Source organism: Bacillus cereus group sp. RP43 (assembly GCF_040459645.1).
Lineage (GTDB): Bacteria > Bacillota > Bacilli > Bacillales > Bacillaceae_G > Bacillus_A > Bacillus_A mycoides_C.
Genome location: NZ_JARVHQ010000001.1, coordinates 1,392,406 through 1,417,969, shown reverse-complemented (window position 1 = coordinate 1,417,969; position 25,564 = coordinate 1,392,406). Strand labels below are relative to the sequence as shown.

The following is a 25,564-nucleotide window of genomic DNA, read 5'->3' as shown; positions in this document are numbered from 1 at the left end:
GAGATGAAATCATATAAAACAAACTCTAATAAATATTACGAAGAAGAAGGGGTGTATAGATTGTCCCAATACGAAACACCATTGTTTACCGCTTTAGTTGAGCACAGTAAGCGAAATCCAGTTCAATTCCATATTCCTGGTCATAAAAAAGGACAGGGCATGGATCCTACATTTCGCGAATTTATTGGGCATAATGCATTAGCAATTGATTTAATTAATATTGCGCCGCTCGATGATTTACATCATCCAAAAGGTATGATTAAAGAAGCACAGGATTTAGCAGCCGCTGCTTTCGGTGCAGATCATACGTTCTTTTCTATTCAAGGTACAAGTGGTGCAATTATGACAATGGTGATGAGCGTGTGCGGTCCTGGGGATAAAATCCTCGTGCCACGGAATGTGCATAAATCAGTAATGTCAGCTATTATTTTCTCAGGTGCAAAACCAATTTTCATGCATCCTGAGATTGATCCGAAGCTCGGTATTTCACATGGGATCACAATTCAATCTGTCAAAAAGGCTCTTGAAGAGCACTCAGATGCGAAAGGCTTACTTGTTATAAATCCAACATATTTTGGGTTTGCTGCAGATTTAGAGCAGATTGTAGAATTAGCTCATTCTTACGATATTCCTGTACTTGTTGATGAGGCTCACGGTGTTCATATCCATTTTCATGATGAACTACCAATGTCAGCTATGCAAGCAGGTGCAGATATGGCAGCAACAAGTGTTCACAAATTAGGTGGGTCTTTAACCCAAAGCTCTATTCTTAATGTAAAAGAAGGTCTTGTGAACGTAAAGCATGTCCAATCCATTATTAGCATGCTTACGACTACATCAACTTCTTACATTTTGTTAGCATCCCTTGATGTTGCTAGAAAACGTCTTGCTACAGAAGGAACAGCTCTCATAGAACAAACAATACAATTAGCTGAGCATGTTCGTAATGCTATTAATGCTATTGAGCATCTTTATTGTCCTGGAAAAGAAATGCTAGGAACAGATGCTACTTTTAACTATGATCCTACAAAGATAATTGTATCTGTAAAAGATTTAGGTATTACAGGCCATCAGGCTGAAGTATGGCTTAGAGAACATTACAACATTGAAGTAGAACTCTCTGATTTATATAACATACTTTGTCTTATCACATTTGGAGATACAGAAAGTGAAACAGATACACTTATTACAGCATTACAAGATTTAGCAGCAACGTATAGAAATAGAGCAGACAAAGGTGTTCAAGTACAAGTAGAAATACCAGAAATACCTGTGCTAGCACTTTCTCCTAGAGATGCTTTTTATTCAGAAACAGAAGTCATTCCATTTGAAAACGCAGCAGGTCGTATTATAGCTGATTTTGTTATGGTTTATCCGCCAGGGATTCCAATCTTTACTCCGGGGGAAATTATTACACAAGATAACTTAGAGTATATTCTTAAAAATTTAGAAGCTGGGTTACCTGTACAAGGTCCTGAAGATATGACATTACAAACATTACGTGTTATTAAAGAGTACAAGCCTATCAGTTGATAGGCTTTTCTTTCACCTTTTTTTCCTTTTCTCATACGATATTTAAGAATGTAACGTATAGGTGGGGATACTATTATGATTGTAATAGGCCGTTCTATTGTACATCCTTATATCACAAACGAATATGAGCCATTTGCAGCTGAGAAACAACAAATTTTATCCATAATGGCAGGAAATCAAGAAGTTTATTCCTTCCGAACAGCTGATGAACTCAGCTTTGATCTTAATTTACGAGTTAATATTATTACTTCCGCGCTAGAACTTTTTCAAAGTGGATTTCAGTTTCGTACATTTCAACAATCTTTTTGCAACCCTCAGTTTTGGGAAAGAACATCACTTGGCGGATTTCAACTACTCCCAAACATAGCCCCTTCCATTGCCATCCAAGATATTTTCAAAAACGGAAAACTATATGGAACTGAATGCGCAACCGCTATGATAATTATTTTTTACAAAGCATTACTATCATTGTATGAGGAAAAAACTTTCAACCGTCTATTTGCAAACCTGTTACTTTATACATGGGACTACGATCATGATTTAAAGCTCATAACAAAAACGGGTGGCGATCTTGTTCCAGGCGATCTCGTTTACTTTAAAAATCCACAAGTGAATCCAGCTACGATCGAGTGGCAAGGAGAAAACACAATCTATTTAGGAAATTTCTTTTTTTACGGACATGGCGTAGGTGTAAAAACAAAAGAAGAAATTATCTACTCATTAAATGAACGACGAGTCCCTTATGCATTTATTTCGGCTTTCTTGACTGATACTATTACTCGTATCGATAGTCGTATGATGAGCCACTACAGTTCGCCTAACACACCACAAACATCAATAGGATTTATTCCTATTAGAGATGATGCAATCGTTGCAACAGTCGGACATACAACTACAATCTATTAAAAAAACGCCTACATGTGTAGGCGTTTTTTCTTAAATATTAAGCTTTAGAATGTTCTTTATGCTCACAGTCGCAATGAGATCCACATTTCCCATAAAGTACTGTTGATTTTTCATCTTCAAAATGTCCGATTGTTCCTTCACATACTTGGCATACGATTGTTCCCATTTTCATTTCCCCCTTAGTTTTAAGAATAATCTACTTATATATGATTAAGCTTTCGCATTGTCTCTACTAGCACAGTCACAATTTGAACCACATTTTCCGTAAAGTACTGTCGTTTTCTCATCCTCAAAATGTCCGATTGTTCCTTCACATACTTGGCATACGATTGTTCCCATTTTTCATTTCCCCCTAAGTTTATGGTCCTAAAAACTTTTAGCTGTCCATTTCCTATCAATTATTGGGCATTTGTATGTTCTGTGTGCTCACATCCGCAAGATCCACATTTCCCGTAAAGTACCGTTACTTTCTCATCTTCGAAGTGTGCAATTGTACCTTCACAATCTTGACATACGATTGTTCCCATTTTTCATTTCCCCCTAAGTTTATAATCCCAAAAACTTTTGTAACCGCTTAACTTTCTGTCTTTATTGTAATATGTTATACTTTTTACGTCAATAGGTTTTTAGTATAACACATTGAATATTTTAAATTTAAATTAGTATGCGATATTGACGCAAAAAAACAGCCATATCTCATACGTACGACTGTTTCTTGTTAATTATTCTTCATACTCCGCATGCAAGGAAGTAGACGGAACAAGAAATTTAAAAAACTGAGCTAACTCCTCCGCCTCCTCTTCCGATCCTAACTTAAAAGTTTCTTGTATATATGGAACATTTTCTACATCATCTCGCCCAAGCAAAGTAGATCTCCCTGTTTGCATACAAACAATAAGCGGCTTTCCAAAAAACATATTTGTATAAATAACACCAAAATCATAACGTGTATCATGCGTCATGAATCCTAAAAATCGTACCTTCACACTTTCATGCTCATCATACAATTTTTCAAACATCAGTTTCCACCTTTCTAAACAACACTTCCTACTCAATAATATATTAAACAAAAAAAGGAATACTCCTTTTAATTGTCAAAAAATTCAGTAGGATGTAGAATAATATTATTCTACTAAGCTAGGGGGAATTTGTATGCAACACGCCTTTATCACACTTGTACCTAAATCCAATCAACAATCTGTTTCAATAGAGGATGTAAAACACCTTTTTCATAATTATAAAACCGTTACTTCCAAGACTGGTGATCAAATTAATTATGCTTATACAAATACAGCTTTTCCTTATGAAATATTAGATACATCAGCAACAACATTAAAGCTCCAATCGAGTCACGATCGATATGATTCTATTTATGTGGGGATTGGAATAGAAAAGGAACAATCTTTCATTCAAATTTCTTTACCTACTACAGCAACATTTGGTGATAAGGGAAAAGCAAATGAATTTAGCCGTTTTCTAGCGAAGAAATTAGAAGGAGAGTTACAACTATTTAATGGAAGAACAATGTATTTCTATAAACGTTAATTTAAAAAATAGAGAATAGAATTAAAAAGAGTATACAATTCGAACATGTAAGTAATAAAGCCTGCTTCCTTACGTGTAATAGAAAACATGCAATTACATATGCTAAATAAAGAAATACGAAAAAGAGAATTACTTTATAATGAAACTTATCACCATTCGATAATGTTAATACAACGGAAAAACCACTCCATAATAAAAAATGATAAAATATAACATGTAATATTTTCATGGAACCTTCTCCTTTGACATGCTCTATTTTATTAATATATGGGATTAAGTTTGAATCAATTACATATTATACAACTGCATATATTCTAACGATTCATTTAAAGTATTATATATTCATTCGACAAGTACATATAAAGACCTTGCAAGTCATTTTATGAAAATAAAAATAACCCATCTCTTTAAATAAGAGATGGGTTATTTACATTACTTAAATTATTTTACAATGTGAATTGGCATTCCAAGAGCAACTTCAGCTGCTTCCATTGTGATTTCACCTAATGTTGGGTGAGCGTGGATTGTTTGAGCGATATCTTCTGCTGTCATACCAGCTTCGATAGCTAAACCAATCTCAGAAATAATATCAGAAGCGCCTGCGCCTGCAACTTGAGCACCTACAAGAAGACCATCTTCTTTACGTGTTACAAGTTGTAAGAAACCGTCTGTGCTGTTTAATGATAACGCACGACCGTTTGCAGCGAATGGGAACTTAGATACAGCTACAGTCATTCCTGCTTCTTCAGCTTGTTTCTTAGTGTAACCAACAGATGCTAATTCTGGATCAGTGAAGCATACTGCAGGAATTCCGATGTAATCGATAGCTGATGCATGGCCACTAATTACTTCAACAGCTACTTTACCTTCGTAAGAAGCTTTGTGAGCTAATGGTGGTCCAGGAACGATATCACCGATTGCATAGATGTTTGGTACGTTTGTACGGCATTGCTCATCGATTTCGATGATACCGCGGTCAGTCATTTTAACTCCAACTTGCTCAAGACCGATTTCTTGAGTGTTTGGACGACGACCTACAGTTACTAATACGTAATCTGCTTCTACAGTTTGGATTTCACCTTTAACTTCGAAGCTAACTTTTACGCCAGTTTCTGTTTCTTCAACGCCTTTAGCCATAGCTTTTGTATGGATATTTACGTTACCTTTCTTTTGAAGGGCACGTTTAACAACAGAACTCATTGCTTTTTCGAAACCAGCTAAGATTTCGTCGCCAGCTTCTACTACAGTAACTTCTGTACCGAAGTTAGCATATGCAGTACCTAATTCCATACCGATGTAACCGCCGCCGATTACAACAAGTTTTTTAGGAATTTCAGGTAAGCTTAGAGCGCCTGTAGAGTTGATAACACGTTTAGAGTATTTGAATCCAGGAATTTCGATTGGTGTAGAACCAGTTGCAAGAACAGCATTTTTAAACGTATAAGTTTGAGCTGCATCTTCAGTCATTACGCGTAATGTGTTAGCATCTACGAAGTAAGCTTCACCGCGAATGATTTCAACTTTATTACCTTTAAGAAGGCCTTCAACACCGCCAGTTAATTTCTTAACTACGCCGTTTTTCCATTCTTGAACTTTTGTAAAGTCAACTTTTACGTTCTCTGCAGTGATACCCATGTCATCAGAATGCATTGCATTCTCATAACGATGACCTGCATTGATTAACGCTTTTGAAGGAATACATCCAACGTTTAAGCATACGCCACCAAGGTTAGCTTTTTCAATAATTGCTACCTTTTGACCTAATTGTGCTGCACGAATTGCCGCAACGTATCCACCAGGACCTGCACCAACAACGACTGTATCTAATTCAATTGGGAAATCTCCTACTACCATTGTTATTACGCCTCCATTACTAATAATTGTGGGTCATTCAATAGACGTTTAATTTGGTTTAATGCTTTTTGAGCAGTTGCGCCGTCAATTAAACGATGGTCAAAGCTTAGAGATAATGCTAATACTGGAGCTGCAACGATCTCACCATTTTTCACAACTGGTTTCTCAGCGATACGGCCGATACCAAGGATTGCTACTTCTGGGTGATTGATAACTGGAGTGAACCATTGTCCACCTGCAGAACCAATGTTTGTAATTGTGCAAGAAGCACCTTTCATTTCAGTTGGAGCTAAACGACCGTCACGTGCTTTACCAGCAAGTTCATTGATCTCATTAGAAATAGTAAAGATAGATTTACGATCTGTATCTTTAACAACTGGTACTAATAGACCTTTGTCTGTATCAGCTGCGATACCGATGTTGAAGTAATGTTTATGAACGATTTCTTGAGAAGCATCGTCTAAAGCAGTATTCAACATTGGGAATTCACGTAATGCAGATGTTAAAGCTTTTACAACGTATGGAAGGTAAGTTAATTTAATACCTTTGTCAGCTGCAACAGCTTTGAACTTCTTACGGTGAGCAACAAGTTCTGTTACATCTACTTCGTCCATTAATGTTACGTGAGGAGCTGTATGCTTAGAGTTAACCATTGCTTTTGCAATCGCTTTACGGATACCACTCATTTTCTCACGAGTTTCTGGATATTCACCAGCTGGGATTGGTTGTGCTTTTGGTGCTTCTTCTTTCGCTGCTGCTGCTGGAGTAGCTTCTACTGCTGCTGGAGCCTCAGTTGCTGCTACAGTTTGTCCACCATTTGCAAATGCATCGATGTCAGTTTTCACAACACGGCCGTTCTTACCAGAACCAGCTACTTTATGAATATCTACACCTTTTTCACGAGCATATTTACGAACAGATGGCATAGCGATTACACGCTCATTTACTACTTCTGCAGTTGCTGCTGGAGTAGCTTCCGCTGCTGGAGCTTCTACTGCTGCTTCTTCAGCTTTTGGAGCTTCATCATGATCGTCACCTTTAAATTTAAGGTTTTCGTATCCAGGAGCATCAAATTTAATTAATGTATCTCCTACAATTGCAACTGTTCCTTCTTCTACAAGTACTTCAAGTACTTTACCTTTAACAGGAGAAGGGATTTCTACTACTGCTTTATCATTTTGTACTTCAAGAAGTACATCGTCTTCATTTACTTCATCGCCTGGTTTAATAAACCATTTTACGATTTCACCTTCGTGGATACCTTCACCGATATCTGGTAGTTTAAATTCAAATGCCACGGAATTCAGCCCCCTGATTCATTTCATTATTATGGAATATGTACAAAAGAAACCAGCATGTGCTGATTTCTTTTGCACATGAAAAACTAAAAATTAGAAGTTCATTACTTTGTTAACAGCTTCAACAATATCTTTATGGTTTGGTAACCATACGCTCTCAGCTTGAGAGAATGGGAATACTGTATCAGCAGCTGCAACACGTACAACTGGAGCTTCTAAGTTTAAGATTGCACGGTCGTTAATTTCCGCTACAACGTTAGCTGCAATACCAGCTTGTTTTTGAGCTTCTTGAACTACAACTACGCGACCTGTTTTTTCAACAGAAGCGATGATTGTTTCGATATCTAATGGTTGAACTGTACGTAAGTCAACAACCTCTAAAGAGATACCTTCTTTTTCAAGTTCTTCAGCAGCTTTTAATGCAGCATGAACCATAGCACCATAAGCGATAACAGATACATCTGTACCTTCACGTTTGATATCAGCTTTACCTAAATCAATTGTGTAATCGCCTTCTGGTACATCTTGACGGAATGAACGGTACAATTTCATATGCTCTAAGTAGATAACTGGATCGTTGTCACGAATCGCAGAGATTAAAAGACCTTTTGCATCGTATGGAGTAGATGGAATAACAACTTTTAGACCAGGTTGTTGAGCCACTAATCCTTCTAAGCTATCAGCATGTAGTTCAGGAGTATGAACGCCACCACCGAATGGAGAACGAATTGTTACTGGAGCAGTCCAACGTCCACCAGAACGGTAACGCATACGAGCTAATTGACCAGAAACTGAATCCATTACTTCATAAATGAAACCGAAGAATTGGATTTCTGGAACTGGACGGAAGCCTTCAAGTGCAAGTCCAACTGCAAGTCCACCAATACCAGACTCTGCAAGTGGAGTATCCATTACACGATCTTCACCAAATTCAGCTTGTAAACCTTCAGTAGCACGGAATACTCCGCCGTTTACACCAACGTCTTCACCAAACACAAGTACGTTAGGATCATTTTTCATTTCAACGCGTAAAGCATCAGTGATTGCTTGAATCATTGTCATTTGAGCCATGGCTTACTTCGACTCCTTTTCTTTGTAAATTTCATATTGTTCAGCTAAGTTGTAAGGCATTTTTTCGTACATGATTTCCATTAAATCAGTAACTTTTTGTTTTGGAGCTTGGTCAGCCTTAGCAATTGCTTGTTTGATATCTTCTTTTGCTTCTTCGATTACTTTCTCTTCAACTTCTTGAGACCATAGGCCTTTGTTTTCTAAGAATGCACGGAAGCGTACGATTGGATCTTTTTGTTCCCATTCGTTTTCGATATCTTTTGTACGGTAACGAGTTGGGTCATCACCAGCCATTGTATGTGGACCATAACGGAATGTTAAAGTCTCGATTAAAGTAGGACCTTCGCCGTTTACTGCGCGCTCACGAGCGAATGCAGTTGCTGCGTATACAGCTAATGGATCCATACCGTCTACTTGAATTCCGTAAATACCTGCTGCTACTGCTTTTTGTGCTACAGTTTTAGCTGCAGATTGCTTTTCTACTGGAGTAGAGATTGCATAACGGTTGTTTTGTACAACGAAGATTGCTGGAGCTTTGAATGCACCCGCAAAGTTCATACCTTCGTAGAAGTCACCTTGTGAAGCACCACCGTCACCAGTGTAAGTAATTGCAACAGATTTTTTACCACGTAGTTTCATACCTAACGCAACACCAGCAGTTTGGATGATTTGCGCACCGATAATGATTTGTGGAGCAAGTGCATTTACATTCTCAGGCATTTGGTTACCCATGAAATGTCCACGAGAGAATAAGAATGCTTGATATAATGGTAGACCGTGCCACACTAATTGTGGAACATCACGATATCCTGGTAAGATGAAATCTTCTGCTTCAAGTGCGAAATGACTTGCTAATTGAGAAGCCTCTTGTCCAGCAGTTGGTGCGTAGAAACCTAAACGTCCTTGACGGTTTAAAGAAATAGAACGTTGATCTAGTACGCGAGTATACACCATACGGCGCATTAATTCTTTTAATTGATCATCAGATAATTCAGGCATAGCTGCTTCATTCACAACTTCGCCTTTTTCATTTAAAATTTGTAATGTTTCAAATTGAGCTGCGATAGCTTTCATTTGCTCATCAACATTAAATAGGGTCTTTTTTGTTTTAGTACCCATTCCGTTCACCTCTTCCTCTCTTGAACCATATTCTGAAACGCTTTCACTACCTATTAACTAGACTGAAAGCGCAACAATGTAAACCAACAAGTTTGTCTGTCGGTTGAGAATAATTTTGTGTACCTAACAATCTGTACTAATGTTTTTTCAAAAACATATTAATACAATCTTGATCACGTTTTTTAGTTTACAACTATTCTAATTACGATGTCAATTACTTTGAATACGTTTTTTTATAAATAATATGCAGGTCTCCTCTACACAAACGTGTTTTTATTTTTCACATCTGTATTAGTAAGCAATAACCTACTGTTATATTATTCCCTTTTTAACTTGTTTTTTCTCTTAGAATAATATGTAAACGATTTAATTCTCTTTAGTTTTTCTCTCTTCTCAATGAAATTATACAAACACTTCTTCCTTTTATAGGTAAATACCTATACATTTCTGATCATTCCTCCATACATTATAGTAACCGCAGTATTAGCGGGAAATGATAAAGGAGGTCATCTCATGTACGGATACTCATATTGCTATCCAACAACTTGTTCATATCCTTCCTACGGTTATGGCGGTTCTTGTGGCGGATCTGGACGCGGCTTCGCCTTAATCGTTGTGTTGTTTATCCTTTTAATTATCGTTGGTGCTGCTTGCATTCGCTAATTAATGTAAAATGAAACAACTATGGAAAGAAACAGACGGCTTTGCCGTCTTTTCTTTTATTACATAACTTATCTATAGAAGATTTGTTTCCAAGTAGCTCTTCCTTACTTGCCGATGACTTTTTTTATCTCCTTTGGTAGACTAAAGAAGAAAGGAGAGATTACATATGCTTACAATGAATGAGGTAATTCGTGAAGGAAATCCTATTTTGCGCGACGTCGCAGAAGAGGTCTCCTTACCTGCTAGCGAGGAAGATACAAATACGCTTAAAGAAATGATTGAATTTGTAATAAATAGCCAGGACCCTGAAATGGCTGAAAAATATAATTTACGCCCCGGAATCGGATTAGCGGCTCCGCAAATCGGTATTTCAAAGAAAATGATTGCGGTTCATGTAACTGATACGAACGATACGTTATATAGCTACGCATTATTCAACCCAAAAATCATTAGTCATTCTGTTGAACGTACATATTTACAAAATGGTGAAGGTTGTCTATCTGTAGACCGTGACGTACCTGGTTATGTCCCTCGTTACACAAGAATTACAGTAAAGGCAACAACGATTAACGGTGAAGACGTAAAACTGCGATTAAAAGGTTTACCAGCAATTGTATTCCAACATGAAATCGACCATTTAAACGGTGTTATGTTCTATGACCATATTAATAAAGACAATCCATTTGTGGCTCCCGATGATTCAAAACCTCTCGAGCGATAATAGTAAAAAGGCGGAAGTTAACCTTCCGCCTTTTTATTATATGAAATGGGTTCCACACTTACTTATAACAAGCCAGCCCACTTTAATCCGTGATAAATACCGTCTTCATTAACATCTTTTGTCACATAATTAGCAAGTTTTTTCAAATCCTCATGACCATTCCCCATCACAATGCCCGTTCCTACTGCTTCAATCATTTCTAAATCATTTAATCCGTCCCCAAATGCATATACTTGTTCACGATTAAATCCTATTTTCTCAATAAACTTCTCAATCCCTTTTGCCTTAGAACCACCATTAGGAATAATATCCATTGAATATGCATGCCAGCGTATAAAATGAAAATCTGGATAATGATGAATAAACTTTTCTTCTTCGTTTACTTCACAAAAAAGAAGCGTTTGATAAATATCGCGTTTCTCATAAAAATCAGGTTCATATGCCGGATGCTCAAATTGTAAGCTTCCAAAACCTTCTTTTACATAATCATGATATTCCACTGACGCTCTCATTTCTTGATGGTCAAGATATACAAGTGGATATCCTTCTTGTTTTGCAAACTGAGTAAACTTATGTAGAGCATCAGGATGTAATGGATTATTAAATAATACCTCATCCTCAAATACAACATACTGTCCGTTAAAACTAACATAATTATGTATATTGAGTTCCTCACGAATATCTTCAAACATAAATGGCGCACGCCCTGTCGCAATCGCTACATGCACACCTTTTTCTTGTAAATCTCTTACTGCATCTCTTGTAGATTGCGGAATGTTTTTATCATGATCTAATAATGTTCCATCAATATCAAAAAAGACAATTTTATCATTCATTTGTCAAAATCCTTTCTGGCACTCTATATTCCTATTTTGATTATCACTTTTCAAATTTCAAAAAAAAGTATAACATATTAAACATCTGTGAAGAAAGCGTTCACTTTCTGACCTTATTTATGAAACGTGCATATATATATTAGTAACAAATGTGGATACTTGTTCGGATGAATTTTCTTTTCTATTCTTTCTCATACTATGCCTATAACTAACGGCTACTAATCGTTACTACAGGATAACTAGTACTGTACTGGAAAGGACAAGATTCACAATCAACTTCTAAACCTTCTTTCTTATACGGGGACGGAGTTACCATTAGTAATATGCATGTTTAAAATAAGGAAAGGAAGGAGTAATCATGCTGAAGAAGCTGAAGAAAAAGCTCAAGCGTTATTTAAACGATTTAGTCCGTAAGAAGACAATCGCTTAAATTGTGCCCATTTCGGGCTTTTTCTTCATTCTCATTCGAAAAAACATGAAAATCGTGACTGTTTGCTTTATAATAAGTAACAGATAATGCAAAACATAGACAAGGAGAGGTTTTCCAAATGATTTTTAAAGTATTTTATCAAGAAAAATTAACTGAGGTCCCAGTACGTGAAAATACAAAAGTTTTATATTTAGAGGCTACGTCTCAAAAGGATGTTCGTAAAAAATTACAAAAGTTCGCATATAATATCGAGTTCGTTCAGTCTGTTACTGGTGCTCATCTTGAATATGAAAAACAAAACGCTGATTTAATATTAGCGGAGATCGTATAGTCATATGAAATTCCTAAAAAATGATCAAGCTGCCGTTTTTGCCCTAGGTGGTCTTGGTGAAATCGGTAAAAATACATATGCTGTTCAATTTCAAGATGAAATTATTATAATTGACGCTGGAATTAAATTTCCAGAAGACGAACTCCTCGGGATCGATTATGTAATACCAGATTACACTTATTTTGTGCGAAACGAAGATAAAATTAAAGGGTTATTCATTACACATGGTCACGAAGATCATATCGGTGGAATTCCTTATCTATTACGTCAAGTAAACATTCCAATTTACGGCGGAAAATTAGCAATTGCCCTAATAAAAAACAAATTAGAAGAGCACGGATTACTTCGTAAAGCAAAACTTTATGAAATTCAAGAAGATGATGTTATTAAATTCAAAAAGACATCTGTTTCCTTCTTCCGTACAACTCACAGTATTCCGGATTCATACGGAGTTGTTGTGAAAACACCTCAAGGACAAGTCGTTCATACTGGTGATTTCAAATTTGATTTCACACCAGTCGGCGAGCCAGCAGATTTAACAAAAATGGCCGAAATCGGAAAAGACGGTGTACTTTGTCTCTTATCTGATAGTACAAATAGTGAAGTGCCAAACTTTACGATGTCTGAGCGCCGCGTTGGTGATAGTATTCAAGATATATTCCGCAAAGTAGACGGTCGTATTATATTCGCAACCTTTGCATCGAATATCCATCGCTTACAACAAGTTGTTGAGGCTGCTGTTGAAAACAATCGTAAAGTAGCTGTATTCGGTCGAAGTATGGAAGCAGCTATTGAAATCGGACAAAACCTTGGTTATATCCGGTGTCCAAAGGATACATTCATAGACTCATCTCAGCTAAACCGCCTACCAGCTAATAAAGTTGTTATGTTATGTACAGGTAGTCAAGGGGAGCCGATGGCAGCACTTTCACGTATTGCCAATGGTACACATCGTCAAATTCAAATTATCCCTGGCGATACAGTTGTTTTCTCTTCCTCACCAATCCCAGGCAATACAATTAGTGTAAGTCGTACAATTAACATGTTGTACCGCGCTGGCGCTGATGTAATCCATGGTAAACTCTCAAATATTCATACGAGTGGACACGGTGGACAAGAAGAACAAAAGTTAATGCTACGTCTTATTAAGCCGAAATATTTCATGCCAATTCATGGTGAATATCGTATGCAACGTATGCATATGAAATTAGCGAATGATTGTGGTATTCCAGAAGAAAATTGTTTCATTATGGATAACGGGGATGTTCTCGCTTTACGTTCTGATGAAGCAAGCGTAGCTGGGAAAATCCCATCTGGCTCTGTCTATATCGATGGAAATGGTATTGGAGATATCGGTAATATCGTATTACGTGATCGTCGCATTCTTTCTGAAGAAGGACTTGTTATTGTAGTTGTAAGCATTGATATGAAAGAATTTAAAGTTGCAGCAGGACCTGATATCATCTCGCGTGGTTTCGTTTATATGCGTGAAAGCAGCGATTTAATCAACGATGCTCAAACTTTAATTACAACACATTTAGAAAAAGTAATGGAGCGAAAAACAACACAATGGTCTGAAATTAAAAATGAGATTACAGACACATTAGCACCATTCCTATACGAAAAAACGAAACGTCGTCCAATGATTTTACCAATCATTATGGAAATATAAGAAAAAGGACAATGCCTCCTCGGCATTGTCCTTTTCTCTTATCTTAAAAAATGCTTAAAACGATCTACTTCATCGTCATGACCAATTACAATTAATATATCTCCCGCCTGAATGTTTTCTGTAGCTCGAGGAGATACGATAACTTCTTTCCCACGTTTAATTGCTACAATGTTCAAACCAAACTTCGCACGAATATCTAATTCAATTAAAGAGTGCCCATCAATTTTTTTATTTGCGATAATCTCTACAATACTATGCTCATCTGAAAGCTCTAGGTAATCTAACACATTACTTGATGCGATATTATTAGCAATCCTTTTTCCCATATCTCGTTCTGGATGCACAATATGATCTGCCCCTATTTTACTTAACACTTTTTCATGATAGTCATTTTGAGCTTTTACAGTAATATTTTTCACACCTAATTCTTTCAAAATTAACGTTGTTAAAATACTTGAATTCAAATTATCTCCAATAGCAACGACTACATGATCAAAATTACGAATACCAAGACTTTTTAATACCATCTCATCTGTTGAATCTGCAATTACAGCATGCGAAGCTATATTTGCAAACTCATTAATTTTATCCTCATCTGAGTCAATTGCCATTACTTCCATACCTAATTGAGCTAATTCACGGCAAATACTTCCACCAAAACGACCAAGCCCAATAACAGCAAATTCTTTCTCTTTTTCGCCCACAGGAATTCCTCCAATAACATCAAGTACTATGTACTTTTATTGTAACATACTTTAAATTCGCTACAAAAACCTGTATATACTTCTTATTTTTGTTTTTGCATATAAAAATACTGTTGTAAATAAAACGCGATACCGAAAATCAACATACCAAATACAAATATATTTCCAAATGAACTAAATGTTTCAAAAACGAACAATAGCGTTTCTTGTCCGAAAAAAGCAAATAACAGTTGTGTAAATGCGAATAACAGTGCCAATATGTAATGATGTTGATGGAATAAATAATGTGTTGCGCCTAAAAAAGCTACAAGCGAAACAATGAAGATCCACCAAGTTTCTAAAAACAATTGCCAATTAGTAAATTGATATCCATTTACTAATATCGCAATAATTCCTATAACTGCCATCGTCGGCACACTCCATAATAATGCACGCCCTCTAAAGAAGCGCGCACCTTTTGCATCTCCTTTTTCATTTGCGATGTATGTTAGCACGACAGTACTTATATACAAAACAGAGAGGATTGTTAAAACAATGATAAGCCAAAAATGTAATTGATAATATTCATGTTCTATATTCGTCACAATTGCAGCTAACATACATGGAATAAACATCCCTGTCCAACCATCTATTTTTCTTTCGTTCCAAAACACCGTATTACCAATCCGAATTCCTAATAGCATAAAAATAATGATACCTAGTACAAATAACGTAGTCTTATTCCCTACTAAACTCGTTGAGAAAGCAATTAATCCAATAAATAAAAAAAGAACAAATCCATTCATAATCTCTAGTACAGGTGACAAATATCTTTTCACCCATTTGTATGTTTCTTCATATTCACTATTATTTGCTAAACGATAGGCGTAAAAACTTATCCCAAAATAAACCGCCGCAATTATAACATATGCATATAAGACGAAACATAAAATCGCACTGCTAATTTGCACGTAATTCCCCACCCTTTTTTCTATGTATCACATTGATTTTACACACTTTTCATACTAAAAGTAAACCTGTATAAGGTAGTTAAATAATTATCTTACCTATTAGTACTAATTAATAATGAGCAGTGGCTAAAAACCCCTGCTCATTATTAAGACGTCAAATTTAACTCTACTCATTTGTATGAAGATGTCTAACACTAACAAATACAAAAGATGTTTTCGTCTCGGAACTAAAAAATCCCCACTCTAAACTGTTGCACAATTAGCGAGTAAGTTCACTTTCTATTTCCCTTCCACTTCACATATTGATTTAAAAATACAATCGCTTTCTCAATAACCTCTTCGTCTGGTTTTAATTTCGCATGATGTAAACCATATTCTGAATTTACTCCAAGCCAAAACATAAATCCAGGTATCTCTCGAAGCATATACCCAAAGTCTTCACCTGTCATTGCCTCCGTACATGTAAGTACGTCCATATTCGTTTGTTCACGTGTAAATTGCATAAACTCTCTCGTTAACTCTTCATGGTTATACACTTGATGATACATCGCTCCGTAGTCAATAGCAGCTTCACATTGAAAGGAAGCTTCTATTCCCGCAACAATTGCCTCAATTCGACTTTTAACACGTTTCATTGATTCCACTGATAACGTTCGAATTGTTCCTTCTAAACGAGACTTTTCTGCGATAATGTTTTGAACTGTACCACCTGTAATTTTCCCAATTGTAATTACCGCACTGTCAAGAGGATTCACATTACGACTAATAACTGATTGAAGTTGTGTAACGAGATGACTCGCTGCAACAATCATATCATTTGCTGTATGCGGATATGCAGCATGTCCACCTTTTCCTTTTAAATCAACGTATAACTCTGATGTATTCGCAAATAATAAGCCTTCTTTTGTAGCAATTGTTCCCACAGAGTATTCAGGCGCAATATGAAGTCCAAGAATCATATTAGGCTTCCATTCTTTTAACTCATCGCTTTCTAACATAGGAAGTGCACCACCTGGACCTTCTTCAGCTGGTTGGAATATAAACACAAGATCATCATCTATTCTTTCGCTTACAGCCGCTGTTAGAAGGCCCAAACCGATTGTTGTATGTAAATCATGTCCACATGCATGCATCATTCCTTCATGGACAGAAGAGAATTCATATCCAGTTTCCTCTGTAATAGGTAGACCGTCTATATCTGCACGATAACCTATTATTTTTTCTGGATTTTTTCCATTTACTTTAACAATTACACCTGTTTTCCATGTTCTCACTTCCAAATATTCGTTAGGAAGCGTTCTTATATAATCTAAAATATACTGTTGTGTTTTCCACTCTTTAAATCCGATTTCCGGAATTTTATGTAAATCTCTACGAACTTGGACAAATTTGCTTACTGTCATTTTTGCACCTCTATCTATAAAAAGCGTAAGAGCACATTCATGCTCTTACGCTTTTTGTTTTTTATTTCTCTGGGTTTAATTGACGAAGCTCTTGTTTAATTTCAGTTTTTGCTTTTGTCTTCTCATCAATTTCTTTAATTACACGTGCCGGAGTTCCCGCAACAACTGTATATGGAGGCACATCTTCTGTTACAACAGCTCCTGCTGCTACAACTGCACCTTTACCTACTGTAACACCTTCTAGAACAACTACATTTGCACCAATTACGACATCATCTTCAACGATAACTGGTTTTGCAGAAGGTGGCTCAATAACACCTGCAAGTACAGCACCTGCACCTACGTGACAGTTTTTACCAACCGTTGCACGTCCACCAAGCACTGCGTTCATGTCGATCATAGTACCTTCACCAATTACAGCACCGATGTTAATTGTTGCATTCATCATGATAACAGCGTTGTCACCAATTTCTACTTGGTCACGAATAATCGCGCCTGGCTCAATACGAGCTTTAATACCTTTTAAATCAAGCATTGGAATTGCAGAATTACGACGGTCATTCTCAACTACATAGTCAACAATGTGCTTATTATTTTCATCAAGAATTGTCTTAATTTCAGACCATTCTCCGAATAATACACCAGATTTTTTATTTACAAATGCTTGTACTGTTTCAGGGAATGTTACTTCTTTTAAATCCCCTTTTATGTATACCTTTACAGGAGTTTTCTTTTCACTGTTTTGAATAAACGAAATAATTTCGTTAGCGTCCATCATTTTCATTCTTGTTGCCTCCTAAATCCATTTATAATGTTACTCTACCAAACGATAGAGCGAGTAGCAAGACAATAATCTTATTTTTCCATTTGAATTTCTTCTATAATTTCTAAAAATGCTTGCACTTGCTTCAACTGCCTTGCCGAGTCACTCGTCAATAACCATGTTTCTCTCGTTAATTGAACAGGTGTTTTATACATGTTTTCCTGCACTTCTTTTAAAACAGTCGAAGGTAAAAGAGCATAGCCTATACCATTTAAAACAAGCTGTTTGCACGTTTCAATTTGGTCAACTACAATCGTTCGCTTAGGTGGATTGGAAAATAATCCATACCACCAATTTTGTATTTGTCCATAGTAAGTCGAATCACTTTTAAATTGAATAAAAGGTCTATTTGTCTCTTTCAACATTGTAATATCTTTTATTTCTTTATCAACTAAGTATAATTCATCTTCAAATAATTGTTGCTTCTGACCTTTATATTCTTGTGTCCCTCTTAATATGGCGACGTGAACGTCTCCTTCATAAAATTGCTTTTGCACTTCACTACTCCAGCCAGTAAACAGAGATATCTTCACAGAAGGATACTTTTGCACAAATTTTTTCAAAACAGGTGGAAGCCAATATTGGCCAATGACTGATGCAACAGCTATTTTTAACGTACCGTATGTTTCCGTTCTAAAAAGAGCCAGTTCACTTTTAATATTCTCTTCCCGTTGTAACATTTCTTTTGCATAATTTGCAACTTTTTCCCCTTCAGGTGTAATTGTCAATCCTTTTTGTGAACGAATAAAAAATTTCATTCCCCATTGTTTCTCCATAGATTGTAATCGTTGACTAAGCGCAGGTTGGGAAACAAATAAACGTTCCGCCGCTTTTCTCATATTTGATTCCTGCGCTAACACAACCATCATTTGAAAATCATCAATTTGCAACTTTCTCCCTCTTTCCTTAGCTTCCATACACCTAATTTTAATAAACATTTCATCCTTAATTTAATTGAATACTTTTATACATTAGAGCGGTTTGTTAGTTCAAACTTTTCTTATGTTTTATGTCTTTTTAAATATAATACATACACAACTGATATGCACGAAAAAAAGTGACTTCGCCTTTTCTGTGAAGTCACTTTCCCTACGTTATCGATTATGCTGTCTCACTTTTTTATTCAACAATTTTAAAATAGCCCGACGTGTTAAAATACCCTCGAAGTAACCTTCTTCATTGACAGCGCAAATAAAAGGATGATCAATTGTCATTTCTAAAGCTTTTGCAAAAGAATCTTCTAACATAAGAACTGGAATCTCTTCCTTCATCACTTGTTCCACTTTCATATTCTCAAGTCTTTCAAACTCAATGCGCTCTAATCCTAAAATACCATCTAAAATCATAGCAGTACTAATTAACCCATGTAATTTATACATAGGATCTAAAACAGGAATCGCCGAATATCCAGATTTCACAAGAACGAGTAAAGCATGTTCTAAACCATTCCCTATTTGGACATGTGCTACTTTTTCTGATGAAATCATTAAATCCTTCACAAGAATTTGTTGAAACTCATCTTTCGGAATACTAATCATGTTACATCCCCCATTTCCCTTGCTTATATTCTCCAATCCTATTCACATTTTATGATAGCGTTTTCATATTATTATTTTGTCCTAACATTCTTCTAATAAAAATAAAGATACACAGCTATTTTAGCATATAACATAAAAAAAAGACTACCATTCCGGTAGCACTTAATACCCTTTATTTTTTAATCGGTAAAATAATCTTGTGATTTTTTTATATTGCGTCACATCTGTCTGTTTTAAACCATTCTCAATGTCTGTAAGCTCCACCGCTAAAATTTCGCTCGCGTAATTTTGCTGAAACAGAATATCCAACAATAAATTTTCTTCTTCTCTTGTTAAAACAAATTCCTTTTCCATATGCCCCTCTCCTTGCACTCACATCATCACTCTCATTATATAAAATTTTCAACTCATTTAATAGATGTAATATTCAGTTTTTGTTAAAAACACTTAACGACTGCAAATATATAGACATCATTTCACATTATTTCGTATATCTGTTCGCATAACTAAATGCCGCATAAGCATCTGGTTTAATTTTTGCTGTTAATCCCATTGCTTGAATTTTCATCGTCATATCTAAAATAAATTCTTTTGTTAAACCATCATTCCCGATATCTAAATGAATTTCCATTATGAATCCTGCTCCCTCTTGAGCGTATGGGTGCAATAAATCCCATATTGTTTGTATATGATTGGGAGTAAATAGATAGGCGATTTCTTGACTAAACTGTGTTTCTAAATATATTTTCTCTCGCAACGTTGCTGGCTTATTTTTCACTGATTTATGATGCAAACATCCCCATGCTCCTTTGCCAACCCGATGAATATGTATCGCTGTAATAAACCTCGTATCCTTTTGATGCGCTTGTGAGTCTGTCCCAATGGATAATCGATATAAATTTCGTGGATCCTTTTCAATGAAATTACAAATGCGGTTAAATACCATATCAAAATTCAAATGTCTCTCTGAAACATTATAAAATGTATGCTCACCGTCCACATAGTCACGTCCTTTCAATTAGACAGACTTTTCGTATTCTCATTGTATGGGACAAAAACAAAAATTATAACTTACTACCCTTTATTCGTTTCAATATTTCGAATTACATAATTACAAAACTTACATGTATAAATTACATTTTGATTAGACTGGGCAGTTAATACATGATTAATTTCAGCATGACTGTGACAATTAGGACAAATAACAATCGGTAAGCGTTCCATCCTTTGCACCTCCTATTAATATTTACTATCATTGTAGGAAAAATGAAAAATTCCTATACATATACATTTATAAAAACTCTTTTATTTAATCGCGACTTAAATTGAAACTTCTACTACCTGTATAGCCCATTAATTAATATAACTAAAAAAGGTACCACCATTTGGCAGTACCCTTTTTATATGTATCAAGAAATGATATCGTAAATCTCAATTGCAACCATATCGATGTTATCGAATTGATACACTTGAGGCTTTTCACCTGGTTGATACACTTCTAACTCATACATTTCACTTTTATCGAAAAATTTCACGCTACATTTGCGCTCACCGTTCACTTCAAAATAGCGTTGTGCTACTTCACCGCTTTCAGCTTGTTCTTGTAGACTAACAAGTCGAGTTAAAATTCCTTGGAGTAGAGACATGAAATCTCTCCTTTCTCTGATCTTCCTACCAATAGGTTTTACAGCTATACTCATTCTATCCGTCATAACAGAAAAAACGTTCCACAATCTAGGATAAAGGTTCTTGGCCAGAAACTCAACTAAAATTTGTCGAAATAAGAAGTAAAAAGATGAAAGAGCATCTTTTTACTTCTTTATTGCGCTTTTTATACTGGCAGAATATAATAAAACACAGAAAAAGGGAGGAATTACAATGAAAAAAATTGAGGTTTATACACAACCTGATTGTCCGCCTTGTACCATTGTAAAAGAATTTTTAAAACATAATAACGTTGTATACGAAGAATTTGACGTAAAAAAAGACGCTGCTGCACGCAATCGTCTTTTATCCGACTATGAATCCTATTCAACTCCAACAGTTGTAATTGACGGAGAAGTTGTCGCAGGGTTTCAAATTGAAAAATTACAACAGCTACTCGGTATAGAATAGGAATAGGGGACACCTATTCCTATTTTCATAATTGTTGTAACCTTTTTATTTCAGTCAACAGTTCCTGACTTTCATGATACCCTGCTAATTTCCATTTTCCATTATCCTTTTGCAATGTCACAATTTGATATTGTCCACTCTTTGCCCGCTCGTAGACATATAAATTTTTATGTTCTTCATCATAAGACATTTTTGTTTCTGAATTAAAGGAAAACGGAGCTTCTTTTGCTGGAAGTAAATATTCACCACTTTGTTTTTCATTTCTACTGTTTTCATCTGTAAAAACTTGAAGGAAATTATTTGTAAAATATGGTGATAACGTCGCTATCATCTTATTCATAGATATTTGCTTCCCGCGAATTGAAAATTGCGTTTCATAACCTTTTTGTATCGTTGTAAACACTTCTTTCCGATCCACTTTCACTTCTTCTTTTCCTAAAACAGTTGTAACACTATAACCAACTAGAAAGGCAACACATATAAATAGAACAAACCATATTCCATATTTCTTCATTTTTTCACCTTCCTTTTAAAAGAGCTTGTCTTTGTAGTATTCATTGTAACAATGATTATGCAAAGAAAGGGATGATTTCGTTCGTAAAATCTTTACAACGATAGACAGCATTTTCATCATCATTTTCACTATTACCAATTTATGATAAAAACAAACAAAAAAATGCACGAATCTCTTCGTGCATTAAAATAAAACATCTTCTTCATATAAATATTCATAAGATAAATCTATAAATAAAAAGTTTTCATCATCAATTGGGAAGGAAAATGTTCGTACCATTTCACCAGTTTCAATATCGGCATATAAATCTGAAAGTCTCGCCTTATTTTCAAAACGCATTTTCATAATATTCTCAAGAAAATACGGACGCCAACTCCAGTTCTTCATATAATACTCCGGCATCACAATCCATTCCCCATCTTTTTTCATAACATTACCTGATTGTTGAAAACCATCTTCATTGCAAATAAATATGCGAAAACTACATTGTGATATACTTTGACTAAATTGTAATAACCAATCATTTATATCTTCATTCTTTTTTTGTTTTGACAGAACATCACCAATTCGATCACGTAACATCTCTGTTAAATGATAAATTTTTTGCAACTTCTTTTTCTCATGCTGAATAAATTGATGACATTCATTACCAAGTCGCTCTTTTAAAACATTCGTTTCAATAAAATCAGGTAAACATTCTTTTAAATAATTACCTTGATAGTATCTACCACCGTTTTTCCAAGCATATTGTAGTTGATAAAAAGCATCAATTTCTTCATATAACAATGTTGCACCAATTCTTCTTGCAAGTAAAGATAAGGAATATAAAATATCTTGATAAGATTGTATAAGTGCAGTTTGCCTTAAGTTTGTTAAATCTACTTTTAAAATATCAGGTGCTAACACGCTAATACGTTCTAAATTACTTGTACCCGTTCCAACTTTATTAATCGAGATTTGAATACCATATGTACGATAATACATCAGCAAATGATTAAATTGCTCAATATCTTCTTTACATTCATGCTCTGTTATCTCTAAAACAATGTGGTTCAAATTTAAACCTTGTTTTTCATACATCAATAAAAGTTGAAGTAAACTTTCATCTTCGTCATTCATTAATACGTTAGCATTCCGATGTATAAATAATAACAATTTTTGATTGCTTTCTAAATAACGGTTTAAAGCTTTTTCTACTATAATGTTATCCGCTTCCAGTTGAAACTCACTTGGAATAGAATCATCGTGAAAGAACGAAGCTAAACTTTGTATGCCCTCTTCTGTTTGAATACGTCCTACTACTTCATATCCAATTACTGTATGTTCATCAGCACTAAAAATAGCTTGATAATAAGGAAGGACTTTATCCAAGTTACTCATTACATCTAATGCATCTATCAACGTGCTTCCCTCCCTTTACTTTTCAAAAATTATAACACGATATTTACGGAAAAATAATAAAAAATCCCTTCAGTTTTCCTGAAGGGATTAGAGGGGTAAAATGCTAAGGGGAATTAGCAATTCTACTATGAAGAAAAAAGAGGTCTTAAATATACCGTATATATGACCTCTTGTAAATACCTTTCTTTCACATGTCACAATTCCGTCACATTTTTCCACGAAAAAATGAATCAAACATTCATTTAGTCATCCCTCTTAAAATGGATATTGATGCAAGTGTTGTCCTCCATCCATTGTCATGCATGTTCCATTTATGTATGCAGCTTCATCTGAACATAAATAATAAGCTAGACCCGCAATTTCTTCTGGCGTACCTAGTCTTCCAAGTGGCACACTTTGTAGTGTACGCTTAGCCATTTCTTCTGAAATCCATAATTTATCGGCACCGCCCGTACGTTCAATCGGCCCTGGTGCGATAGCGTTAACTCGTATTCCATATTTACGCCCCCACTCAACAGCAAGCGTTTTAGTCATTGCTAATACGCCAGCTTTTGCTGCAGCCGAATGAATAACTCCTGGACCTGCATCCCATGCATATGTCGCTACCATATTAATGATATTTCCTTTTATACCTTTCTCAATCCAATACTTCCCGACAGCTTGACTGCAATAAAATGTACCATTTAACACAATATTAATGACCGAATTCCAGCCATTCACAGATAAATCTTCTGCTGGACAAATAAAGTTGCCAGCTGCATTATTTATTAAAATATCAATTCGTCCGAACTTTTCATCAATATGTTCAATCATTTTCTGAATATCTTCAGTATTTCGTACATCCATTTGTACAGGCAATACTTGCCCTGGAAACTGTTCGATTTCTAACTTTGTTTCCTCCAATTTTTCTTTTGTACGCCCTGTAATAACAACTCGTGCCCCTTCTTTTGCAAAACGAGTTGCCATTCCTTTTCCCATTCCACTCGATCCACCTGTTATAATTACTACCTTCTCTTTCACATATATCCCTCCCAAAAATGAATACACATTCATTTTATCACTTTATTTGATAGAAATCTTTATATTTTTCAATTTTTCTGATATTTTAACGTAAAGAGGTTTCTTTTCGTTCATTTTTTTCATAATCTATACTACTTTTTTAGTGTTTAAAATATATTTTTAAAAAACTGAAGGGAGATTCAAGTAACCTGTATATGAAGAAAATTACAAGAAGAAATTTTTTGAAATCTGGAATACGCACTTGTCTATATTCATTTATAACCGCTAGTATCGGCTATTATTATGCTAAATATATAGAGCCCTATTTGCTTTCTTTTACGCAACACACACTTAAATCACAGCTTATACCAAAAGGGTTTCATGGTATGAAGATCCTTCAATTTAGCGATTTACATCTCGGATACTATTTCTCTCTCCAACATTTATCTCAAATCGTTTCCAAGATTAATGCTGAAAAACCAGATATTGTCCTTTTTACTGGTGATCTCATTGATGACTACCAAACATATACCGAGGCTCCTTTTGTTGCATCCATTTTAAAGAATATACAGGCACCCTTCGGTAAATTTTCTATTTATGGTAACCACGACCATGGCGGATATGGAACTGAATACTATGACCACATCATGCGCGAATCTGGATTTGAACTTTTGCACAATAGCGAAAAGCGAATTCGTTTACTGGATAATAGTGAAATTTCTATTTTCGGGCTCGATGATATGCTACTAGGTAAACCAAAAATAGCGGAAACTTTACAACATGCAAAACAAAATATTTATACCATTGTTCTCGTTCACGAACCAGATATCGCGCCACAAATCGCTACATATCCAATCAATCTTCAACTTTCTGGTCATAGCCATGGCGGACAAGTACAAATTCCTTTTTTAGGTGCTATTATTACCCCGTCGCTTGCAAAAGAATATACTGAAGGTTTCTATAACATTCAAGGTTTGACTCTCTATGTCAATCGAGGTATTGGAAGAACACGTGTCCCATTCCGCTTTATGTCAAAACCTGAAATTACACTCTTCATCCTACAACATTCGTAAGAATTCGCCTATTTTCTTACATATCCTTTCTTGTACGCGCTCATCCACGCTTGGTCCACCATATG

General features: G+C 35.5%; 32 protein-coding genes. 9 read left to right on the top strand and 23 right to left on the bottom strand.

Going from position 1 to position 25,564, the window contains the following annotated elements:
• Positions 1-60 precede the first annotated feature (60 nt).
• The gene (speA, locus tag QCI75_RS07550) at positions 61-1,533 is read left to right on the top strand and encodes an arginine decarboxylase (RefSeq protein WP_144503948.1); all 1,473 of its coding nucleotides are present in this window, start codon (positions 61-63) and stop codon (positions 1,531-1,533) included.
• Between the two features lie 75 nt (positions 1,534-1,608).
• A complete protein-coding gene (locus QCI75_RS07545) occupies positions 1,609-2,439 on the top strand; it encodes a protein-glutamine gamma-glutamyltransferase (RefSeq protein ID WP_098779319.1) in 831 nt (276 codons plus the stop codon).
• A 37-nt stretch (positions 2,440-2,476) separates the two neighbouring features.
• Here QCI75_RS07545 and QCI75_RS07540 read toward each other — a convergent pair whose 3' ends face one another.
• From QCI75_RS07540 to QCI75_RS07525, 4 genes are all read right to left on the bottom strand, one after another.
• On the bottom strand, positions 2,477-2,605 hold the full coding sequence (locus QCI75_RS07540) for a GapA-binding peptide SR1P (protein ID WP_098779321.1): 129 nt from the start codon (positions 2,603-2,605) through the stop codon (positions 2,477-2,479).
• A gap of 44 nt (positions 2,606-2,649) precedes the next feature.
• Entirely contained in the window at positions 2,650-2,778 is a 129-nt protein-coding gene (locus QCI75_RS07535) for a GapA-binding peptide SR1P (RefSeq protein WP_002033839.1), read from the bottom strand.
• A 59-nt stretch (positions 2,779-2,837) separates the two neighbouring features.
• Complete coding sequence (locus QCI75_RS07530) at positions 2,838-2,966, bottom strand: GapA-binding peptide SR1P (RefSeq protein WP_144503950.1); 129 nt, start codon at positions 2,964-2,966, stop codon at positions 2,838-2,840.
• Positions 2,967-3,161: 195 nt separating this feature from the next.
• Positions 3,162-3,458 carry a DUF3055 domain-containing protein gene (locus QCI75_RS07525; protein WP_000462037.1) on the bottom strand — a complete coding sequence of 99 codons (297 nt, stop codon included), beginning with the start codon at positions 3,456-3,458 and terminating at the stop codon, positions 3,162-3,164.
• Between the two features lie 133 nt (positions 3,459-3,591).
• Here QCI75_RS07525 and QCI75_RS07520 point away from each other — a divergent pair, with 133 nt between their 5' ends.
• Positions 3,592-3,984, top strand: a complete 393-nt coding sequence (locus QCI75_RS07520; RefSeq protein ID WP_002145998.1) for a DUF1885 family protein — start codon at positions 3,592-3,594, stop codon at positions 3,982-3,984.
• Position 3,985: 1 nt separating this feature from the next.
• On the opposite strand, the gene QCI75_RS07515 is transcribed toward QCI75_RS07520, so the two are convergent.
• From QCI75_RS07515 to pdhA, 5 genes are all read right to left on the bottom strand, one after another.
• Positions 3,986-4,213: a hypothetical protein gene (locus QCI75_RS07515; RefSeq protein ID WP_070144671.1), complete on the bottom strand. Its 228-nt coding sequence runs from the start codon at positions 4,211-4,213 to the stop codon at positions 3,986-3,988.
• A 212-nt stretch (positions 4,214-4,425) separates the two neighbouring features.
• Positions 4,426-5,838: a dihydrolipoyl dehydrogenase gene (gene lpdA / locus QCI75_RS07510; protein ID WP_000260105.1), complete on the bottom strand. Its 1,413-nt coding sequence runs from the start codon at positions 5,836-5,838 to the stop codon at positions 4,426-4,428.
• 5 nt (positions 5,839-5,843) lie between these two features.
• Complete coding sequence (gene pdhC / locus QCI75_RS07505) at positions 5,844-7,136, bottom strand: pyruvate dehydrogenase complex dihydrolipoyllysine-residue acetyltransferase (protein ID WP_002111501.1); 1,293 nt, start codon at positions 7,134-7,136, stop codon at positions 5,844-5,846.
• A gap of 93 nt (positions 7,137-7,229) precedes the next feature.
• Positions 7,230-8,207, bottom strand: coding sequence for a pyruvate dehydrogenase complex E1 component subunit beta (pdhB, locus tag QCI75_RS07500; RefSeq protein WP_000068162.1), 978 nt, complete (start codon positions 8,205-8,207; stop codon positions 7,230-7,232).
• A 3-nt stretch (positions 8,208-8,210) separates the two neighbouring features.
• Positions 8,211-9,326: a pyruvate dehydrogenase E1 component subunit alpha gene (pdhA, locus tag QCI75_RS07495; protein WP_000536893.1), complete on the bottom strand. Its 1,116-nt coding sequence runs from the start codon at positions 9,324-9,326 to the stop codon at positions 8,211-8,213.
• A 513-nt stretch (positions 9,327-9,839) separates the two neighbouring features.
• Here pdhA and QCI75_RS07490 point away from each other — a divergent pair.
• On the top strand, positions 9,840-9,989 hold the full coding sequence (locus QCI75_RS07490; RefSeq protein ID WP_000274565.1) for a YjcZ family sporulation protein: 150 nt from the start codon (positions 9,840-9,842) through the stop codon (positions 9,987-9,989).
• Between the two features lie 166 nt (positions 9,990-10,155).
• Positions 10,156-10,710, top strand: a complete 555-nt coding sequence (gene def / locus QCI75_RS07485; RefSeq protein WP_098779329.1) for a peptide deformylase — start codon at positions 10,156-10,158, stop codon at positions 10,708-10,710.
• Between the two features lie 62 nt (positions 10,711-10,772).
• Here def and QCI75_RS07480 read toward each other — a convergent pair whose 3' ends face one another.
• Complete coding sequence (locus tag QCI75_RS07480) at positions 10,773-11,546, bottom strand: Cof-type HAD-IIB family hydrolase (RefSeq protein WP_144503955.1); 774 nt, start codon at positions 11,544-11,546, stop codon at positions 10,773-10,775.
• Positions 11,547-12,094: 548 nt separating this feature from the next.
• Here QCI75_RS07480 and QCI75_RS07475 point away from each other — a divergent pair.
• Together QCI75_RS07475 and rnjA are read left to right on the top strand one after the other, a co-directional pair.
• The gene (locus QCI75_RS07475; protein ID WP_000576437.1) at positions 12,095-12,307 is read left to right on the top strand and encodes a DNA-dependent RNA polymerase subunit epsilon; all 213 of its coding nucleotides are present in this window, start codon (positions 12,095-12,097) and stop codon (positions 12,305-12,307) included.
• A gap of 4 nt (positions 12,308-12,311) precedes the next feature.
• The gene (gene rnjA / locus QCI75_RS07470) at positions 12,312-13,979 is read left to right on the top strand and encodes a ribonuclease J1 (RefSeq protein ID WP_098779333.1); all 1,668 of its coding nucleotides are present in this window, start codon (positions 12,312-12,314) and stop codon (positions 13,977-13,979) included.
• 38 nt (positions 13,980-14,017) lie between these two features.
• On the opposite strand, the gene QCI75_RS07465 is transcribed toward rnjA, so the two are convergent.
• The 10 genes from QCI75_RS07465 to QCI75_RS07420 all read right to left on the bottom strand — a co-directional run bounded on the left by QCI75_RS07465 (position 14,018) and on the right by QCI75_RS07420 (position 21,043).
• Positions 14,018-14,683 (bottom strand): potassium channel family protein, encoded by a 666-nt coding sequence (locus QCI75_RS07465; protein ID WP_000504032.1) that lies wholly within the window; start codon positions 14,681-14,683, stop codon positions 14,018-14,020.
• 83 nt (positions 14,684-14,766) lie between these two features.
• Positions 14,767-15,633 (bottom strand): hypothetical protein, encoded by an 867-nt coding sequence (locus QCI75_RS07460; protein ID WP_002111505.1) that lies wholly within the window; start codon positions 15,631-15,633, stop codon positions 14,767-14,769.
• A 272-nt stretch (positions 15,634-15,905) separates the two neighbouring features.
• Positions 15,906-17,036 carry an N-acetyldiaminopimelate deacetylase gene (locus tag QCI75_RS07455; RefSeq protein WP_353760167.1) on the bottom strand — a complete coding sequence of 377 codons (1,131 nt, stop codon included), beginning with the start codon at positions 17,034-17,036 and terminating at the stop codon, positions 15,906-15,908.
• Between the two features lie 61 nt (positions 17,037-17,097).
• Positions 17,098-17,820: a 2,3,4,5-tetrahydropyridine-2,6-dicarboxylate N-acetyltransferase gene (dapD, locus tag QCI75_RS07450; protein WP_061689318.1), complete on the bottom strand. Its 723-nt coding sequence runs from the start codon at positions 17,818-17,820 to the stop codon at positions 17,098-17,100.
• A gap of 71 nt (positions 17,821-17,891) precedes the next feature.
• On the bottom strand, positions 17,892-18,776 hold the full coding sequence (locus QCI75_RS07445; protein WP_144506696.1) for a transcriptional regulator CcpC: 885 nt from the start codon (positions 18,774-18,776) through the stop codon (positions 17,892-17,894).
• A 177-nt stretch (positions 18,777-18,953) separates the two neighbouring features.
• Positions 18,954-19,397 (bottom strand): cyclic-di-AMP-binding protein CbpB, encoded by a 444-nt coding sequence (cbpB, locus tag QCI75_RS07440; protein WP_098779339.1) that lies wholly within the window; start codon positions 19,395-19,397, stop codon positions 18,954-18,956.
• Positions 19,398-19,559: 162 nt separating this feature from the next.
• On the bottom strand, positions 19,560-19,751 hold the full coding sequence (gene abbA / locus QCI75_RS07435) for an antirepressor AbbA (RefSeq protein WP_002145987.1): 192 nt from the start codon (positions 19,749-19,751) through the stop codon (positions 19,560-19,562).
• A gap of 127 nt (positions 19,752-19,878) precedes the next feature.
• The gene (locus tag QCI75_RS07430; protein WP_070144679.1) at positions 19,879-20,397 is read right to left on the bottom strand and encodes a ribonuclease H-like YkuK family protein; all 519 of its coding nucleotides are present in this window, start codon (positions 20,395-20,397) and stop codon (positions 19,879-19,881) included.
• A 74-nt stretch (positions 20,398-20,471) separates the two neighbouring features.
• A complete protein-coding gene (locus QCI75_RS07425) occupies positions 20,472-20,621 on the bottom strand; it encodes a hypothetical protein (protein ID WP_002160670.1) in 150 nt (49 codons plus the stop codon).
• A gap of 185 nt (positions 20,622-20,806) precedes the next feature.
• Complete coding sequence (locus tag QCI75_RS07420) at positions 20,807-21,043, bottom strand: YkuJ family protein (protein WP_070144680.1); 237 nt, start codon at positions 21,041-21,043, stop codon at positions 20,807-20,809.
• A 232-nt stretch (positions 21,044-21,275) separates the two neighbouring features.
• Between QCI75_RS07420 and QCI75_RS07415 the strand changes: the two genes are divergently transcribed.
• Positions 21,276-21,512 (top strand): glutaredoxin family protein, encoded by a 237-nt coding sequence (locus QCI75_RS07415; protein ID WP_070144681.1) that lies wholly within the window; start codon positions 21,276-21,278, stop codon positions 21,510-21,512.
• 25 nt (positions 21,513-21,537) lie between these two features.
• Here the strand turns inward: QCI75_RS07415 and QCI75_RS07410 are convergent, their stop codons facing one another.
• The 3 genes from QCI75_RS07410 to fadH all read right to left on the bottom strand — a co-directional run bounded on the left by QCI75_RS07410 (position 21,538) and on the right by fadH (position 24,447).
• Positions 21,538-22,026, bottom strand: a complete 489-nt coding sequence (locus QCI75_RS07410) for a DUF3993 domain-containing protein (protein ID WP_098779343.1) — start codon at positions 22,024-22,026, stop codon at positions 21,538-21,540.
• A gap of 183 nt (positions 22,027-22,209) precedes the next feature.
• On the bottom strand, positions 22,210-23,427 hold the full coding sequence (locus QCI75_RS07405; protein WP_000564311.1) for an EAL domain-containing protein: 1,218 nt from the start codon (positions 23,425-23,427) through the stop codon (positions 22,210-22,212).
• Positions 23,428-23,682: 255 nt separating this feature from the next.
• Positions 23,683-24,447, bottom strand: a complete 765-nt coding sequence (fadH, locus tag QCI75_RS07400; RefSeq protein WP_000660915.1) for a 2,4-dienoyl-CoA reductase — start codon at positions 24,445-24,447, stop codon at positions 23,683-23,685.
• 194 nt (positions 24,448-24,641) lie between these two features.
• Here fadH and QCI75_RS07395 point away from each other — a divergent pair, with 194 nt between their 5' ends.
• On the top strand, positions 24,642-25,499 hold the full coding sequence (locus tag QCI75_RS07395) for a metallophosphoesterase (protein ID WP_144506698.1): 858 nt from the start codon (positions 24,642-24,644) through the stop codon (positions 25,497-25,499).
• Positions 25,500-25,564 lie beyond the last annotated feature (65 nt).